General features: G+C 71.0%; 16 protein-coding genes and 1 pseudogene. 6 read left to right on the forward strand and 11 right to left on the reverse strand.

Going from position 1 to position 16,567, the window contains the following annotated elements; all coding sequences use genetic code 11:
- Nucleotides 1–6: 6 nt before the first annotated feature.
- From ABZ939_RS09235 to ABZ939_RS09260, 6 genes are all read right to left on the reverse strand, one after another.
- Nucleotides 7–975 (reverse strand): hypothetical protein, encoded by a 969-nt coding sequence (locus tag ABZ939_RS09235; protein WP_361850961.1) that lies wholly within the window; start codon nt 973–975, stop codon nt 7–9.
- Between the two features lie 156 nt (nt 976–1,131).
- Nucleotides 1,132–2,079, reverse strand: coding sequence for a hypothetical protein (locus ABZ939_RS09240; RefSeq protein WP_361850962.1), 948 nt, complete (start codon nt 2,077–2,079; stop codon nt 1,132–1,134).
- Nucleotides 2,080–2,227: 148 nt separating this feature from the next.
- Nucleotides 2,228–3,373, reverse strand: coding sequence for a hypothetical protein (locus ABZ939_RS09245; RefSeq protein ID WP_361850964.1), 1,146 nt, complete (start codon nt 3,371–3,373; stop codon nt 2,228–2,230).
- Entirely contained in the window at nt 3,355–4,083 is a 729-nt protein-coding gene (locus ABZ939_RS09250; protein WP_361850966.1) for an ATP-binding cassette domain-containing protein, read from the reverse strand. Before ABZ939_RS09250 ends, ABZ939_RS09245 begins: the two co-directional genes overlap by 19 nt.
- Before the next feature lie 219 nt (nt 4,084–4,302).
- Entirely contained in the window at nt 4,303–5,682 is a 1,380-nt protein-coding gene (locus ABZ939_RS09255) for an aspartate aminotransferase family protein (protein WP_361850968.1), read from the reverse strand.
- Nucleotides 5,667–6,173 carry an Lrp/AsnC family transcriptional regulator gene (locus ABZ939_RS09260; RefSeq protein WP_137993079.1) on the reverse strand — a complete coding sequence of 169 codons (507 nt, stop codon included), beginning with the start codon at nt 6,171–6,173 and terminating at the stop codon, nt 5,667–5,669. Before ABZ939_RS09260 ends, ABZ939_RS09255 begins: the two co-directional genes overlap by 16 nt.
- 189 nt (nt 6,174–6,362) lie before the next feature.
- Here ABZ939_RS09260 and ABZ939_RS09265 point away from each other — a divergent pair, with 189 nt between their 5' ends.
- From ABZ939_RS09265 to ABZ939_RS09280, 4 genes are all read left to right on the forward strand, one after another.
- Nucleotides 6,363–7,799, forward strand: coding sequence for a gamma-aminobutyraldehyde dehydrogenase (locus tag ABZ939_RS09265; protein ID WP_361850970.1), 1,437 nt, complete (start codon nt 6,363–6,365; stop codon nt 7,797–7,799).
- A gap of 141 nt (nt 7,800–7,940) precedes the next feature.
- A complete protein-coding gene (locus ABZ939_RS09270; protein WP_361850972.1) occupies nt 7,941–9,104 on the forward strand; it encodes an extracellular solute-binding protein in 1,164 nt (387 codons plus the stop codon).
- 62 nt (nt 9,105–9,166) lie between these two features.
- Nucleotides 9,167–9,661, forward strand: coding sequence for an HXXEE domain-containing protein (locus tag ABZ939_RS09275; protein ID WP_361850974.1), 495 nt, complete (start codon nt 9,167–9,169; stop codon nt 9,659–9,661).
- Nucleotides 9,662–9,691: 30 nt separating this feature from the next.
- Complete coding sequence (locus tag ABZ939_RS09280) at nt 9,692–10,276, forward strand: hypothetical protein (RefSeq protein WP_361850976.1); 585 nt, start codon at nt 9,692–9,694, stop codon at nt 10,274–10,276.
- A 128-nt stretch (nt 10,277–10,404) separates the two neighbouring features.
- On the opposite strand, the pseudogene ABZ939_RS09285 reads toward ABZ939_RS09280, so the two are convergent.
- From ABZ939_RS09285 to ABZ939_RS09300, 4 genes and pseudogenes are all read right to left on the reverse strand, one after another.
- Nucleotides 10,405–10,829: pseudogene (locus ABZ939_RS09285) on the reverse strand (histidine kinase dimerization/phosphoacceptor domain-containing protein); the annotation flags it as partial.
- Entirely contained in the window at nt 10,829–11,614 is a 786-nt protein-coding gene (locus ABZ939_RS09290) for an SAM-dependent methyltransferase (protein ID WP_361850978.1), read from the reverse strand. The gene ABZ939_RS09290 and the pseudogene ABZ939_RS09285, both read right to left, overlap by 1 nt.
- Entirely contained in the window at nt 11,611–12,318 is a 708-nt protein-coding gene (locus ABZ939_RS09295) for a glycerophosphodiester phosphodiesterase (protein WP_361850980.1), read from the reverse strand. Before ABZ939_RS09295 ends, ABZ939_RS09290 begins: the two co-directional genes overlap by 4 nt.
- 28 nt (nt 12,319–12,346) lie before the next feature.
- Complete coding sequence (locus ABZ939_RS09300; RefSeq protein WP_361850981.1) at nt 12,347–13,372, reverse strand: adenosine deaminase; 1,026 nt, start codon at nt 13,370–13,372, stop codon at nt 12,347–12,349.
- Nucleotides 13,373–13,447: 75 nt separating this feature from the next.
- On the opposite strand from ABZ939_RS09300, the gene ABZ939_RS09305 reads away from it, so the two are divergent.
- Complete coding sequence (locus ABZ939_RS09305; protein WP_361850983.1) at nt 13,448–14,080, forward strand: DUF4190 domain-containing protein; 633 nt, start codon at nt 13,448–13,450, stop codon at nt 14,078–14,080.
- A 228-nt stretch (nt 14,081–14,308) separates the two neighbouring features.
- On the opposite strand, the gene ABZ939_RS09310 is transcribed toward ABZ939_RS09305, so the two are convergent.
- The gene (locus ABZ939_RS09310) at nt 14,309–14,857 is read right to left on the reverse strand and encodes an NADAR family protein (protein ID WP_361850985.1); all 549 of its coding nucleotides are present in this window, start codon (nt 14,855–14,857) and stop codon (nt 14,309–14,311) included.
- A 175-nt stretch (nt 14,858–15,032) separates the two neighbouring features.
- On the opposite strand from ABZ939_RS09310, the gene ABZ939_RS09315 reads away from it, so the two are divergent.
- Entirely contained in the window at nt 15,033–16,547 is a 1,515-nt protein-coding gene (locus ABZ939_RS09315) for a gamma-aminobutyraldehyde dehydrogenase (protein ID WP_361850987.1), read from the forward strand.
- The last annotated feature ends 20 nt before the right edge of the window (nt 16,548–16,567 follow it).

Genomic DNA, 16,567 nt, shown 5'->3' on the forward strand with positions numbered 1-16,567 from the left:
GGCCCGTCAGCAGCGGACGCACACCCGGCGGGTCGCCCGCTGGTAGGAGAGGGTCGCCCGGCCGAGCGCCAGTCCGTAGAGGCAGAAGCCGCCGTAGGCGACCGCGACCACCCAGGGCGCGTGGTCGCCCATGGCCAGATCGATCACGCCCGTCCACGCCAGGCCGCCCACCACCGCCAGGAAGATGCCGAAGGGGGTGAGCGCGCCCGTGCCCGCCCACCCCAGGGCCAGCAGCGGGACCCGGGGGAGACGGCGGCCCCAGCGGCGGGTGAGGGCGAGCGCCAGGGCCATGCCGATCAGGGCGAGAACGGCGGTCACGTCGACGCCGTGGTCGTACAGCCAGATCCCCAGATCGCTGGTGTACCTCGGGTCCATACCGGGCCGGCCCTCACCCGTGAAGCCGGGCGTCACGCCCAGGGCCCAGGCCGTCTTCAGCGCCGCGTACGGAACGAGGGCCGCGACCGCGACGAGCCCGGCCCGCGTGTCCGGAGGCAGGTCGGACGGGGCCCTGGAGCCGCCGCCGCAGTGCGGGCAGGTGCCGAGCGTCCGGCGGCGGTAGGAGAGGGCGGCGCAGCCCCACAGCACCGCGCCGAGCACCGCCACCCCCTGGTTCGACCACGACGCCCAGTCGATCGGCGGCTGGTTGCGGGACAGGAAGAACAGCAGATGAGTGGGGGTGAGGAGGAAGACGAAGCCCGACGTGAGACAGAGGGCGACGACCGCCCAGGCCGCCCGTGGCGGCCAGTGGCGGCCGGGGCGGCGCAGCATCACGTACGCGAGGAGGGCGGCGGCCCCGTACAGTCCCGCGGTCGTCGCCTCCGCGGCCGTGCCCGTTCCCTTGCCGAGCAGCACGTAGCCGAACGCGGGACCGGTGAGCGCGGCGGCCGCCGCACCCGTGGCGTACAGCACGGACCAGACGAGCGCGGCGCGCCCCACCCAGGACGGCCATGTGGAGAGCAGTGTCTTCGGCGTCATGGAACGAGCGTCCCGGCCACCGGTGTTCCGGTCGTCAGCCGGCGGACGGGACACCCTCCGTCGCGCGGCGGACGGCGGGTGGTCCGCGATGCGTACGAGGCCGCCCCCGTTGCGGGTACGACGCCACCCCCGTGGCGGGCGGCCGACGGGCGTGGCCTAGCGCAGGGCGGGCGAGCCGGCCTGCGGCACGGGGGTCGGCTCGTCCTCGGGGGCGGCCCCGGCGCCGCCCTCCGCGCCGTGGCCCTCCGGCGCGCCGAACCAGGCCACCGCGACCGCGCCCACGACCGCGAGGACGAAGCCGAGGACGGCGAGCCAGGCGAAGCCCGGGCGGGAGGCGTCGCCCAGCCACCACACCCCGATCATGCCCGGGAGCACCGTCTCGCCGACCACCAGCGCCGCCGTCGCCCCGTTCACCGAGCCGATCTGGAGCGCGACGGTGTGCAGATACATGCCGCCGATCCCGGCGACGAGGATGGCGTACAGCGCCGGGTCGGTGAGGAGCGTGCCGAGGTCGAAGGGGTCGACGCCGTCCAGGATCCGCACCCCGACGCCCAGCGCGCCGAAGCCGAGCCCGGAGAGCAGACCGGCCAGAATCGCCGCCCGCGCGCCCAGGAGACGTACGAGAACCGTGCCGCCCGCCATGAGGAGCACGGAGATCGCGAGCAGCCACCAGTGCGTGGCGACCGGTGTGTGCCCGCTGCCCTCCGGGCCCGCCGCGCTCGCCAGGAGCACCAGTGCGGAGCAGACCACCCCGATCGACGTCCACTCCGCGCGGGTGAGCCGGATCCCGAGCAGCCGGACGCTCAGGACCGCCGTGACGACCAGGTTCGCGCTGATCACCGTCTGGGACAGGAACAGCGGCAGCAGCCGGGCCGCGAGCGCCCCGAGACCGAAACCGATGAAGTCCAGAATCGTGCCGACGACGAACTCCCAGGTCGTCGCCGCCTTCGCGGTGGAGGACAGGCTCGGCCCGCCGCGCTCGGTGAGCCGGCCCGCCGCGGCCGCCTCGCGCCGGGCGGACTTGCGCGACCCGACGGCCTGCAGGACGGAGCCCGTGCCGTAACAGATGGAGGCGGCGATGGCGGTCAGCAGTCCTATGAGCACCTGGTGGCTCCGTTCCGGAAGGGTTGGTACGGATTGCCAGACGTGGGATCGGACGTCGAAGTTGCCTCTCGCGGCCACTCACGATGATCAGCCGGCCTGACACGCCGTAGCCCGCCGCGGGATGCGCGAGACGATCGCCCCCGACGGGTCAGCCTCGCAGGGGCACCGCCGCCAGCTCCGCCACCAGCCATGTCAGCGGGAGGAACACCGCCAGCAGGACGCCCGCGCGCATCAGGGCCGCCGTGCGGATGATCGTCGGTGGGGCGCCGAGGCGGAGAAGGGCCTCGGTGGTGTGGGCGCGGCACTGCTTGGACTCCAGGGCCGCCGTCAGCAGCGTCGCCGTCGTGCAGGCCATCACCAGCGCCGCCCCCAGACCCGTCAGCGGGCCGAAGCCGCCCGCCCGGGAGCCGTACAGCGTGGCCGCCGCGAGGGCTCCCGAGGCCACCGCGCACACCACGCCGAGCGGGCGGCCGATACGGCGCGACTCGTCCATCAGGACGCGGCCGGCGAGCAGACGCGTCGCGCCCGGACGCACCGCCTGCAGCAGCCGGCCGCACCAGTGGGTGATGCCGGGGCCCGCCATCGCGAGGCCGAGCGCCGTGAGGATCCAGCCGGCGAGCACGCCGGCCGGGCTTCCGTCGAAGCGGCCCGGCAGCGGGAACGCGCCGTCCCCGCCGCCCTCGCCCGCGTACGTCTCCACCGCGAGGCCCACCGCGAGCAGCGCCACGCCCCACGGCAGGCCGGACGGGGCTGTCCTCTCCGCGCCCTCGGGGGCCGTGGGGGCCTTCCGGGGGCGCAGGGCGAGGCCCGCGGCCGTGGAGGCGACCACCGGCAGGATCGCGAGCAGGGTGAGCGCGGCCGCGAGCGGGATCGGCTGGTCCGCGGCGAGCAGCTCGGCGGCCGCCCCGTCGAACGGCAGCCCGGTGATGTCTCCGCGCAGGTGCAGGTAGAACAGCAGCGCGACCATCGAGCCGAGCGTGCAGGAGACCGCCGTCGAGGCGGCGGCGAGCGCCGTGAGCCGGGCCGGGCCCAGGCCGACCGCCGAGAGCCCGGCCCGTGGCCGCGTGCTGGGATCCGTACGGGCGACGGCCACCGCGAAGTGCACGGTCGTCGCCATCGGGATCAGGCACCACAGCAGGCGCAGGGTCGCCGCGCCCGACCGGTCCGGGTGGCCCACGGCGTACCCCAGCGTGCACAGCAGCAGAAAGCCGACCCCCGCGGCCGCCGTGGCGACCAGGAGGCGCCGCAGCAGGACGAGGGGGTGGGTCCCGCGGACTAGACGGAGAGCGAGCACGCGGCGACGCCCTCCGCCCCGGTCGTCGGCGTCACGGTGCCCACGCGGCGCCCGTCGAGCAGGGCGACCGAGCGGTCGGCGAGGGCCGCGACCTCGGTGTCGTGGGTGGCCAGCAGCACGGTGATCCGGTGCGAGCGGGCCGCGGCGGTGAGGGTGCGCAGCACCTGCGCCCCGTCGGCGCTGTGCAGCGAGGCGGTCGGCTCGTCGGCGAAGAGGACCGACGGGGTGGTGACCAGGGCCCGGGCGATGGCGATCCGCTGGCGCTGCGACTGGGTCAGGGCGTGCGGGCGCTTACGGGCGTGCATGCCGATGTCGAGCCGCTCCAGCCACTCCACGGCGGAGGTCTTCGCCTTCCGGTGCGAGACCCCGCGCAGCAGCAGCGGCAGGGCCGCGTTCTCCCAGGCGGTCAGCTCGGGGACGAGCCCCGGTTCGGGGTCGATCCAGCCGAAGCGGTCGCGGCGCAGCCGTTCGCGCTGGGCCTGGCTGAGGGTGTGTACCGGGCTGCTGTTGAACCAGACCTCGCCCTGCTGGGCGAGTGTCTGTCCCGACAGACAGCGCATCAGTGTGGTCTTCCCGCTGCCGCGCGGGCCGACGAGGGCGAGGATCTCGCCCTCGCGCACACCCAGGGAGACGCCGGTGAGTACGTCCGAGCCTTCCAGGGTGCAGTGCAGGGAACGCGCCCAGAGCACGTCGTTGTCCGGTGGGGCCATCGCGTACACCTCGATGTCGGATCCGATTCTTGCGTTCCCCCGTCCGGGGGAACGAAGGGACGGGCCTGTCGGTCACTGGGCACCGTAAGGATTCAGATCCGTTTGTACGGACAGCACGCGGCCCGGGCCGCCGCCATCCACTCGGATGGCGGCATGCCCGGGCCGGGGGTCACGCCGTGAGGGCGGCGTGAGGTCCTGTGCCGCGGAGGGCGGGGACGGTCAGAGCTTGGTCCACGCCTCGGTGAGCACCGAGCGCAGGATGCCTTCGATCTCGTCGAAGGTGCCCTGGTCGGCGATCAGCGGCGGGGCCAGCTGGATGACCGGGTCGCCACGGTCGTCGGCGCGGCAGTACAGGCCGTTGTCGAAGAGCGCCTTGGAGAGGAAGCCGTAGAGCACGCGCTCGGTCTCCTCGTCCGTGAAGGACTCCTTGGTGGCCTTGTCCTTGACGAGCTCGATGCCGTAGAAGAAGCCGTTTCCACGGACGTCGCCGACGATCGGCAGGTCGTGCAGCTTCTTCAGGGTGTCGAAGAAGTTGCCCTCCTGGTCCAGCACGTGCTGGTTCAGGCCTTCCTTGTCGAAGATGTCGAGGTTGGCGATGGCCACCGCCGACGACACCGGGTGGCCACCGAAGGTGTAGCCGTGCAGGAAGGTGTTGTCGCCCTTGTAGAACGGCTCCGCGATGCGGTCGGAGACGATGCAGGCACCGATCGGGGAGTAGCCCGAGGTCATGCCCTTGGCGCAGGTGATCATGTCCGGCACGTAGCCGAACTTGTCACAGGCGAACATCGTGCCGAGGCGGCCGAAGGCGCAGATCGTCTCGTCCGAGACGAGGAGCACGTCGTACTGGTCGCAGATCTCGCGGACGCGCTGGAAGTACCCGGGCGGCGGCGGGAAGCAGCCGCCGGCGTTCTGCACCGGCTCCAGGAAGACGGCCGCGACGGTCTCGGGGCCCTCGAAGAGGATCTGCTGCTCGATCTGGTCGGCGGCCCAGCGGCCGAAGGCCTCGGGGTCGTCGCCGTGGATCGGGGCGCGGTAGATGTTGGTGTTCGGCACCTTGTGCGCGCCGGGGACCAGCGGCTCGAAGGGGGCCTTCAGGGCCGGCAGACCGGTGATCGACAGGGCGCCCTGCGGGGTGCCGTGGTAGGCGACCGCACGCGAGATGACCTTGTACTTGGTGTGCTTGCCCTGCAGCTTGAAGTACTGCTTGGCGAGCTTCCACGCGGTCTCGACGGCCTCGCCGCCACCGGTGGTGAAGAAGACCTTGTTCAGGTCGCCCGGGGCGTAGTCCGCGAGACGCTCGGCGAGCTCGACGGCCTTGGGGTGCGCGTACGACCACACGGGGAAGAACGCGAGCTCCTGGGCCTGCTTGTACGCGACCTCGGCCAGTTCCTGGCGGCCGTGTCCGGCGTTGACCACGAAGAGACCCGCGAGACCGTCGAGGTAGCGCTTGCCCTTGTCGTCGAAGATGTAGGTGCCCTCACCACGCACGATGGTGGGAACGGGGGAGTTCTCGTACGACGACATGCGGGTGAAGTGCATCCACAGGTGGTCGTACGCGGTCTTGGACAGGTCCTGGGTCACGATTATCGAGTTCCCCACATATAGGTCTGCTTCTTGAGCTTGAGGTAGACGAAGCTCTCCGTGGAGCGCACGCCGGGGAGGGTGCGGATGCGCTTGTTGATCACATCCAGCAGGTGGTCGTCGTCCTCACAGACGACCTCCACCATCAGGTCGAACGAGCCCGCGGTCATCACCACGTACTCGCACTCGGCCATGGCCGTCAGCGCGTCCGCCACCGGATCGAGGTCACCCTCGACGTTGATGCCGACCATCGCCTGCCGCCGGAATCCCACGGTGAGCGGGTCGGTGACGGCGACGATCTGCATGACGCCCTGGTCGAGCAGCTTCTGGACGCGCTGCCGGACGGCGGCCTCGGACAGACCCACGGCCTTGCCGATGGCGGCGTACGGACGGCGACCGTCCTCCTGGAGCTGTTCGATGATCGCCAGGGAGACGGCATCGATCGTCGGGGACGAACCGGAACCGGTTCTGGAATTCGTGCTTTGACTGGCCACGACTTCACTGTGCACCGAGACTCGTCTGTCTGGCAACCCCAGATCGATGAAATTCGTTGTTTTCGCTTGTCGAACACACTGAATCCGAAGTTGGGGGGTGCCGGGCCTGTCGAAAGCGTCAGGGAAGCGACTAGGCTGAGGTGTCTCAGCAAACGGGACACCGCACGAAGACGTGCGACCAGAACGTGACAGGAGGGGTGGCAAGTGACCACCGAGCTGCGCCGGCTGCGTAACTACATCAACGGGGAGTTCCGGGACGCCGCCGACGGGCGGACCATCGATGTGGTCAACCCGGCCACGGGCGAGGTCTTCGCCACGTCTCCGCTCTCCGGACAGGCGGACGTCGACGCCGCCATGGACGCGGCCGCGGCCGCGTTCCCGGCCTGGCGGGACACCACGCCGGCCGAGCGCCAGAAGGTTCTGCTGAAGATCGCGGACGCCTTCGAGGAGCGCGCCGAGGACCTGATCGCCGCCGAGGTCGAGAACACCGGCAAGCCGGTCGCCCTCACCGCGAGCGAGGAGATCCCGCCCATGGTGGACCAGATCCGCTTCTTCGCGGGTGCCGCCCGGATGCTCGAGGGCCGCTCGGCCGGCGAGTACATGGAGGGCATGACCTCGATCATCCGCCGCGAGCCGGTGGGTGTCTGCGCCCAGGTCGCGCCGTGGAACTACCCGATGATGATGGCCGTGTGGAAGTTCGCCCCGGCGCTCGCCGCGGGCAACACGGTCGTCCTCAAGCCGTCCGACACGACCCCCGCGTCGACCGTCCTGATCGCCGAGATCATCGGTCAGATCGTGCCCAAGGGCGTCTTCAACGTGATCTGCGGCGACCGCGAGACCGGCAAGGCGATGGTCGAGCACCCGACCCCGGCGATGGCCTCCATCACCGGTTCGGTACGCGCCGGCATGCAGGTCGCCGAGTCGGCGTCCAAGGACGTCAAGCGCGTCCACCTGGAGCTGGGCGGCAAGGCCCCGGTCGTGGTCTTCGAGGACACCGACATCGCCAAGGCCGTCGAGGACATCTCGGTGGCGGGCTTCTTCAACGCGGGCCAGGACTGTACGGCCGCGACCCGTGTCCTCGTGCACGAGTCCATCCACGACGAGTTCGTGGCGCAGCTCGCCAAGGCCGCCACGGACACGAAGACCGGCCAGCCGGACGACGAGGACGTGCTCTACGGCCCGCTGAACAACGCCAACCAGCTGAAGCAGGTCTCCGGCTTCATCGACCGCCTCCCGGCCCACGCCAAGGTCGAGGCCGGTGGCCACCAGGTCGGCGAGAAGGGCTACTTCTACGCCCCGACCGTCGTCTCCGGCCTCAAGCAGGACGACGAGATCGTCCAGAACGAGGTCTTCGGCCCGGTCATCACGGTGCAGTCGTTCCGTGACGAGGAGCAGGCCCTGGAGTTCGCCAACGGCGTCGAGTTCGCCCTCGCGTCCTCGGTCTGGACGAAGGACCACGCCCGCGCGATGCGCATGTCGAAGTCCCTGGACTTCGGCTGTGTGTGGATCAACACCCACATCCCGCTGGTGGCGGAGATGCCGCACGGCGGTTACAAGAAGTCCGGCTACGGCAAGGACCTCTCGGCGTACGGCTTCGAGGACTACACGCGCATCAAGCACGTGATGACGTCCCTGGGCTAGTCGCCGGACAGTCCGACCGTGGCCCCGGCACCTTGATCGACAGGGTGTCGGGGCCGCGGTCGTTCGGTGGACGGACCGTCCATTGTTCCGCCGTGACGGGCCCGGGATGCTGCTCGGGTGAGAGCGACAGCCAGGAAGAACATGTCCCGCCGGTCCCTGCTCCGCGGGATCGGCGGTGCCGGGGCCGCGACCGTGCTCGCCGGGTGCGGGGTGCCCGCCGCCTATGTCGAGCCGGCGAAGCGGGCCGGGCGGGACCTCTCGGCCCGGGACCGCACGCTCGACTTCGCCAACTGGCCCCTCTACATCGACACCGATGGCGACGACACGTCGAAGCGGCCCACGCTGGACGCCTTCGGCGCACGCACCGGGATCTCCGTCCGCTACACCGAGGAGATCAACGACAACGACGAGTTCTTCGGCAAGATCAGCCCGGCGCTGATGAACCACCAGGAGACCGGCCGCGACCTCGTCGTCGTCAGCGACTGGATGGCCGCCCGGTTCGTACGGCTCGGCTGGGTGCAGGAGATGGACCGGACCGCGCAGCCGAACATCACCCGGAACCTGGACCCGCAGCTGCGCTCGCCCGCCTTCGACGAGGGCCGGCTGCACTCCGTTCCCTGGCAGTCCGGGATCACCGGCATCGCGTACAACCGCAAGAAGCTGGGCCGGGAGATCCGTTCGGTCAAGGAACTGTGGGACGGCGAACTGCGCGGGAAGGTCACCCTGTTGTCCGGGCTCGACGAGTCCTTCGCGCTGCTCATGCAGGGCAACGGGGTCGACGTGACGAAGTGGACCCCCGACGACTTCCACGCGGTGTGCGAGCAGATCGAAGGACTCGTACGGGACCGGCACATCCGGCGCTTCACCGGCAACGACTACATCAAGGACCTGTCGACCGGCGACGTGCTGGCCTGTCAGGCGTACTCGGGCGACGTCATCCAGCTCCAGGCCGACAACCCCGACATCGAGTTCGTCGTCCCCGAGGAGGGCGCCGAACTCTGGGCCGAGTCGCTGATGATCCCCAACCTCGCGCAGCACAAGACCAATGCCGAGAAGCTGATCGACTACTACTACGAGCCCGAGGTCGCCGCCGAGCTCGCCGCCTGGGTCAACTACGTCTGCCCCGTCCCCGCCGCCCGGGACGTCCTGGCCGACTCCGACGACGAGGAACTGGCGGCCCTCGCCGAGGACCCGCTGATCTTTCCCGACGACGCGATGCGGGGACGCCTCGCGATCGCCCGGGACATCACCTCCGAGGAGCGCGCGGAGTTCACGAAGAGGTGGAACTCGATCGTCGGCCTGTGAGTTCCCCCGGTGTGACATCGACCGTGAACACCACCGTGAACTCGGCTGTGACGTTTGGGCTGTTGGCCGCGTGGGCCCTGCACGACGCCGAAGAGATCCTCCTCGGACCCCGCTGGGTCCGGGACCATCTGGCGGAGCTGCGGGAACGCTTCCCCGAGGTCCCCGAGGCGGTGTGGAAGGCCATGGAGAGCGTCGACGAGCGGGAGTTCGCCGTCGCCGTGGCGGCGGTGGGGGCCGTCGTCGCCGCCGCGGCCGCCGCGGGACACCGCTCCGGGGGCCGCTCGGGCTTCTACCAGGCCGCGCTGAACGGCTTCGGCCTGCACGGCCTGGTCCACCTGGCCCAGGCCGCCGCCGTCCGCGGGTACACGCCCGGCTCGGCGACCTCGCCGCTGATCGTCGTGCCCTTCACGCTCTGGGCGCGCGGGCGGCTGCGGCGGGCCGGTGTGCTGCGGCCGACGCGGGCGAGGGACCTGGTGACGGGGCTCGCGGTGGCAGGCGGCGTGACCGTCGCCGCGCACGCGCTGGCCCGGAAGGTGACCGGACACCCCCATTTTTGAACGCGTTCATGACGGGCGTAGGGTGCTGTCATGAACGAGACGAAGGGGCCGCGAGCCCTTCTCAGGCGTATCCGCGCATGGTTGATCGTCTTCATCGTCTGTCTGGTGCTGAGCGGGCTCACCGCCTTCCCGCTCGTCACCGAACTCCGCCTCACCGAAGACGCGCTGACGTCCTGGGCGGCCCCCGTGGCGGAGCTCTTCCCCGGTCTCCTGGAGTGGATCGAGCGGGTACGGCAGGGGACCGACACCGCCGACGCCCAGTACCCCTTCCTGCTCTACGGCACCGACTGGCTGGCCTTCGCCCACCTCGTCATCGCCGTCGCGTTCTACGGCCCCTACCGCGACCCGGTCCGCAACATCTGGGTGATCGAGTTCGGGATGATCGCCTGCGCCGGGATCATCCCGCTCGCCCTCATCTGCGGCCCGATCCGGGACATCCCGTTCTGGTGGTCGGTCATCGACATGTCGTTCGGCGTCTTCGGGGTGATCCCGCTGCTCGTCCTCCGCCGGATGATCAAGCGGCTCGAAGCAGCGACGGCCGAAGCAGCGACGGCCGAAGCAGCGACGGCCGGAGCGGCGACGGCCGGAGCGCCTCAGGGCGTCGGCGCGCCGTAGGTCGCCACCATGACGTTCAGCGCGACCTTGTTCGTGTCCTGGCCCTTCGTGTCCGTGGAGTTGACGCTGTAGACCGGGGTGCGCGCGCCGTCGCGGGTCGAGGCGATCGCCGCGTTGTGACCCCACCGGTCGAACGCTGCCTCCGCCCGCCCGGGGGCCGCGCGCACGGCCACCGGGCCGGCCTCCGCCTGCACGACCATCAGGCTCACCGCGTGCGAGAGGACGTCGTGCATCTCCCGTGCGATCCCCGCCCGTTCGCGCGCCGCGGCCCGCTCGGCCTCCACGCGCGTGGCCCGCTGCCGGGCGTCGGTGTCAACGGGACGACGGTGAGCGTGGTCAGCCCGTACGCGGGCCAGGTCGCCGGCTCCAGTTCCGGCGGGCGCGGCACCACGAACGGCATCGTCATGGCCGCCAGGACGAGCAGCGCGATCCCGATGTCGACGGCGAGCAGGCGAGATGGGCGTACCCCCATGCGAAGCCTCGGGGGAGGATGGGCGGCCGCCGGCACCCTGGCCCGCTCCCACCACCCCCGTACCTCCCCCCGTATGCCCATTACGGTTTGCGGCCCACCGCGCCGAACTGCGCCACCTCGCTCGCCGGGGCGAACCGCCAGCTTGCGCACGAGACAATCCCCGGTTCGAGGAGGTCGAGCCCGTCCAGGAAGGAGGCGAACTCGGCGCGGCTGCGGGCGGTGATCGGCGGCGTGGCGTTCTCGTTCCAGAACTTCATCGCCGCGACGTTCCCCTCGCCGCCGAGTGCCGGCTCCAGGGTGGGGTGGGTGAGGACGAGATGGCTGCCGGAGGGCACCGCGTCCATCAGGGTCCGGACGATGCCCCGGACCTCGTCCGTGTCCAGGACGAAGTTGAGGATGCCCAGCATCATCACCGCGACCGGTCGCGACAGGTCCAGCGTCCGCGCCGCGGCCTCCAGGATGTGCTCCGGGTTCCGCGCGTCCGCGTCGACGTACTCGGTGACCCCCTCCGGGGCGCTGGTCAGCAGCGCGCGGGCGTGGGTCAGCACGATCGGGTCGTTGTCGACGTAGACGATCCTGGCCTCCGGCGCGATCCGCTGGGCGACCTCGTGGGTGTTGTCGGCGGTCGGCAGGCCCGTGCCGATGTCCAGGAACTGGCGCATCCCGGCCTCGGCCGCCAGATGGGTCACCACCCGGCCGAGGAACGCCCGGTCCGCGCGGGCCACTTCGCCGATGCTCGGGTAGAGACCGGTGACCTGGTCGCCGACCGCCCGGTCCACCGGATAGTTGTCCTTGCCGCCCAGCCAGTAGTTCCATACCCGGGCGTTGTGCGCGATGTCGGTACGGATCCTGTCGGTCCCGGTCACCTCGGTGTGCCCCTTCGCAGTTCGGCGGCGAGCGCGTCGACGCGGTTGGTGGTGATCGCATCCACCCCGTGGGACAGGAGCTTACGCATGGTGCGCCGGGTGTCCGCGGTCCAGGCCGACAGCAGGTACCCGTCGCGGTGCACCCGCTCCGCGAGCTCCCGACTCACCAGCCCGAAGCGGTAGTTGAGCCAGCGGGGCTTCACCGCGTCCAGGAGTACGGCACGCGGCGGTGCCAGTGTCGTCCACGTGAGGGCGATCTCCGCGGCCGGGTCGGCGGCCCGGACCTGGAGCATCGCCACCCCGCCCGCGCAGTAGTAGACGCGTTCGGCGGCCCCGCACTCGCGGACCGTGCCGACGATCGTGCGGACCGATGCCTCGTCCCCGCCGGGCAGGTCGAGCATCAGCCGGTGCGGCCCGGCCGCGATCAGCGCCTCGCGCAGGGTGGGGACGCCGTCGTACGTCAGCTCGCGCAGCTGCGTCAGGGTGAGTGCGGCGAGGGGCCGGTCGTGCCCCCAGAGCCGTTTGAGCGTGTCGTCGTGGAGAAGGACGGGGATGCCGTCGGCGGTGAGCCGGACGTCGACCTCGACGGCGTCCGCGCCCCCCTCGATCGCCGAGACGATCGAGGGGATCGTGTTCTCACGGACGCGGTACGGATCGCCGCGGTGCCCTACGGCAGTGATGTGGTCCATGGTGACGTGGTCCATGGGGCCATTGTTGCGGCTGGTACGAGTCTCAGCGCGCGAGCCACGTGTCCGTGTAGCTGTCGATCTCCGCGGCGATGCGGGCCTTCCCGGCCGGGTCGAGGAAGGACGCCTCGACCGCGTTCTTGGCGAGCGCCGCCAGACCGCGCTCGTCGAGCTCCAGGAGACGGGCGGCGACCGCGTACTCGTTGTTCAGGTCCGTACCGAACATCGGCGGGTCGTCACTGTTGATCGTCACCAGGACGCCGGCCGCCACCATCTCCTTGATGGGGTGCTGGTCCAGATCGGCGACCGCGCGGGTCGCGATGTTCGAGGTCGGGCAGACCTCCAGCGGGATCCGGTGCTCGGCCAGGTACTTCAGGAGCTCCGGGTCCTGCACGGCGCTGGTGCCGTGGCCGATGCGCTCGGCGCCCAGATCGTTCAGCGCGTCCCAGATCGTCTGCGGGCCCGTCGTCTCGCCCGCGTGCGGCACGGAGTGCAGGCCGGCCGCGATCGCCCGGTCGAAGTACGGCTTGAACTGCGGGCGCGGTACGCCGATCTCCGGGCCGCCGAGCCCGAACGAGACGAGGCCCTCGGGGCGCAGCTCGACCGCGAGCCGGGCGGTCTCCTCGGCGGAGACCAGACCGGCCTCGCCCGGGATGTCGAAGCACCAGCGCAGCACGACGCCCAGCTCGGCCTCGGCGGCCTTGCGGGCGTCCTCGATGGCCGCCATGAAGGCGCGCTCCTCGATCCCGCGGCGGGTGGAGCTGTACGGGGTGATGGTCAGCTCGGCGTACCGGATGTTCTGCCGCGCCATGTCGCGGGCGATCTCGAAGGTCAGCAGCCGGACGTCCTCCGGGGTGCGGACGAGGTCGACGACCGAGAGATAGACCTCGACGAAGTGCGCGAAGTCGGTGAAGTCGAAGTAGTCGGCGAGTGCCTCGGGGTCGGTGGGGACCTTCGAGTCGGGGTGCCGGGCGGCCAGCTCGGCGACGATCCGGGGGGAGGCGGAGCCGACGTGGTGGACGTGCAGCTCGGCCTTGGGAAGTCCCGCGATGAAGGAGTGGAGATCGGTCATCGGATCATCGTAGGCCGGGCCGGTCGGCGCCAGGGGCGAGGTCGTAGCATGGCGGGACCACGATGGGGGAGGCCCATGTCTGACAACAGCGACCAGCAGCGGGGCGGGTACGACCCGGCGGATCCGTGGGCTCCGCCGAACCGCGACGGGGTGGAACTGAGCAAGCCGGCCACGCCCGGTCCGCAGGACCGTCCGCCGGTGCACGACCAGCCGACGATGACGTCGATGCCGGCGGCGGGGGACGTGCCGCCGCCGCCCGTGGCCCCCGGAGGGCCCGCGACCACGCCCGGTGCGTACGGCTACCCGGCCGCGACGCCGGCCGCGTCCGCGCCGACGGGGTACGGCTACCCGGGCTACCCCGGATACTCGGGCTACGGCCAGCCCGGCTGGCAGGCTGCCCCGTCCAACGGGATGGGGACGGCGGCGATGGTGCTCGGCATCATCGCGACCGTCGGCTTCTGCATGTACGGCGCCGGGGTCGTCCTGGGCATCCTGGCGCTGGTCTTCGGCATCATCGGCCGCAAGAAGGTGCAGCGGGGCGAGGCGAACAACGGCGGGATGGCGACCGCGGGCATCGTCCTCGGTGCGATCGGCATCCTGATCAGCTCGGTGTTCCTGGGCTTCATCATCTGGGCGATCGCCCAGGACGAGTCCTTCGACGACACGGACGACCCGTGGGCGACGAGCCTGGTGGTCGAGAACCGCTAGGTCGTGTCCGCAAAGTCTCGCCTGGTCCGCGACGCCCAGCACGCACGCTCGCTGCGTTGGCCAAAAGCCCAAGTAGCTCCGCTACGAGGGCTTCCGGCCGCCTTGCGATCGCACGCACCGGACGCCGCGGACCCCGCCCTGCGGGCGGACGGCGACACTTTGCGGACACTCCCTAGACCGAGTCGGTACGCAGGAGGGGCTCCGCGCTTGCGCGGGGTCCCTCCTGCGCTACGCGCCCCGCAGGCGCTCCCGCGCCTCCATGAGCGCGAAGCCCAGCAGATTCAGCCCCCGCCAGCGGGACGGGTCCTTCGCACGCGGGTCGTCGGCGGAGAGGCCGATGCCCCACACCCGGTCCAGCGGGCTCGCCTCCACCAGAACGCGGCCGCCCGTGCCGAGCAGGAAGGCCCGCAATCCCTCGTCCGAGCCGAACTTGTGGACGCTCCCCGCCACGACGATGCCGAAGCGCTCCCGCTCCCACACCGCCTCGTCGAAGCCCTTCACCAGCCGCCCGGCCTTCTTCGCCTCCGCGGGCGTACGGGACGACAGCGCGGCCCGCTCGGCCTCCGGGTCACCGAAGAGCCGCGCCTTCGACGCCATCATCCAGTGCTCGGCCGTCGCGTACCGCACCCCGTCGACCTCGAAGGGTGACTCCCACCACTGGCTCAGACAGCTCGCCGAGAGCTGCCCGTCCGGCCTCGGTCGGTGGCCCCAGAAGTGCAGCCACTTCACCATTTCACCCCTGCTGACCTGCTCCGTCAGCTCGTCGATCTTCCCCATGCACGCGATTCTGGCAGCCGCCACGGACACTCCGTACGCTCATTTCCCCGACCCCTCGACACATGGTCGACCGATTCCGTCGCGTAACCAAAAGGCAACAACGGAATCACTTGTTGGCCCGGCATCACTCTGTCAGGATCGGCACTCAATTCGAGCTGGAACAACGGAGAGCGTCATGGGCAACCGCTTCCAGGTGACCGACCGCTTCGCGGACGGCGCGCAGTACATCGGCGGGCGGCTGCGGCCCGGAACCTCGGGTGAGGAGCACAGCGTCGTCGACCCGGCCACGGGCGAGAGCGTGTACACGTACGAACTCGCCTCCACCGCCGACGTGGACGCCGCCGTCGCCGCCGCGAAGGACGCCTTCCCCGGCTGGGCAGGCGCCACCCCCGGAGAGCGCTCCGACGCGCTGCACCGGTTCGCCGGGATGCTCGCCGAGCGGGCCGAGGACTTCGCCCGCGTGGAGTCCCTCCAGTGCGGCAAGCCCATCAAGCTGTCCACCGAGTTCGACGTACCCGGCACCGTGGACAACACCGCCTTCTTCGCGGGAGCGGCCCGCCACCTCCAGGGCCAGTCGGCCGGCGAGTACAGCGGCGACCACACCTCGTACGTACGGCGCGAGCCGATCGGTGTCGTCGGCTCCATCGCCCCCTGGAACTACCCGCTCCAGATGGCCGCCTGGAAGATCCTCCCGGCGATCGCCGCGGGCAACACGATCGTCCTCAAGCCGGCCGAGCTCACCCCGCTCACCTCGCTGATGTTCGCCCAGGCGGCCACCGAGGCCGGCATCCCCGACGGTGTCGTCAACATCGTCACCGGCGCCGGCCGCACCGCCGGCGAACACCTCGTCGGCCACCCCGACGTGGCCATGACCTCCTTCACCGGTTCCACCCCGGTCGGCAAGCGGGTCGCCGAGATCGCCACGTCCACCGTCAAGCGGCTCCACCTCGAGCTCGGCGGGAAGGCCCCCTTCGTCGTCTTCGACGACGCCGACCTCGAGGCCGCCGCCCACGGCGCCGTCGCCGCCTCGCTCATCAACACCGGCCAGGACTGCACCGCCGCCACCCGGGCGTACGTCCAGCGCCCGCTCTTCGACGCCTTCGTCGCCCGGGTCGCCGAGCTCATGGAGACCGTCCGCCTGGGCGACCCCTTCGACCCCTCCACCGACCTGGGCCCGCTGATCAGCCACGTCCAGCGCGACCGCGTCGCCGCCTTCGTCGACCGCGCCCGCGGCTACGCCACCGTCGTCACCGGCGGCGAGGCTCCGGGCGGGGACCTCAAGGACGGCGCGTACTATCGTCCGACCCTGATCACCGGCGCCGCGCAGGACAGCGAGGTCGTGCAGTCGGAGATCTTCGGACCGGTCCTGGTGGCCCTGCCCTTCGACAGCGACGACGAGGGCATCCGGCTCGCCAACGACACCCCCTACGGCCTCGCCGCCTCCGCCTGGAGCCGTGACGTCTACCGGGCGAACCGGGCCACCCGCGAGATCAAGGCCGGGTGCGTCTGGGTCAACGACCACATTCCGATCATCAGCGAGATGCCGCACGGAGGCTACAAGGCCTCCGGGTTCGGAAAGGACATGTCGGCGTATTCCTTCGAGGAGTACACGCAGGTCAAGCACGTGATGTACGACAACACGGCGGTCGCCGCGAAGGACTGGCACCGCACGATCTTCGGGGACCGATAGCCAGTACGTCGCCCGACCAG

The sequence above is a fragment of the Streptomyces sp. NPDC046712 genome, assembly GCF_040645695.1.
Taxonomy (GTDB): Bacteria; Actinomycetota; Actinomycetes; order Streptomycetales; family Streptomycetaceae; genus Streptomyces.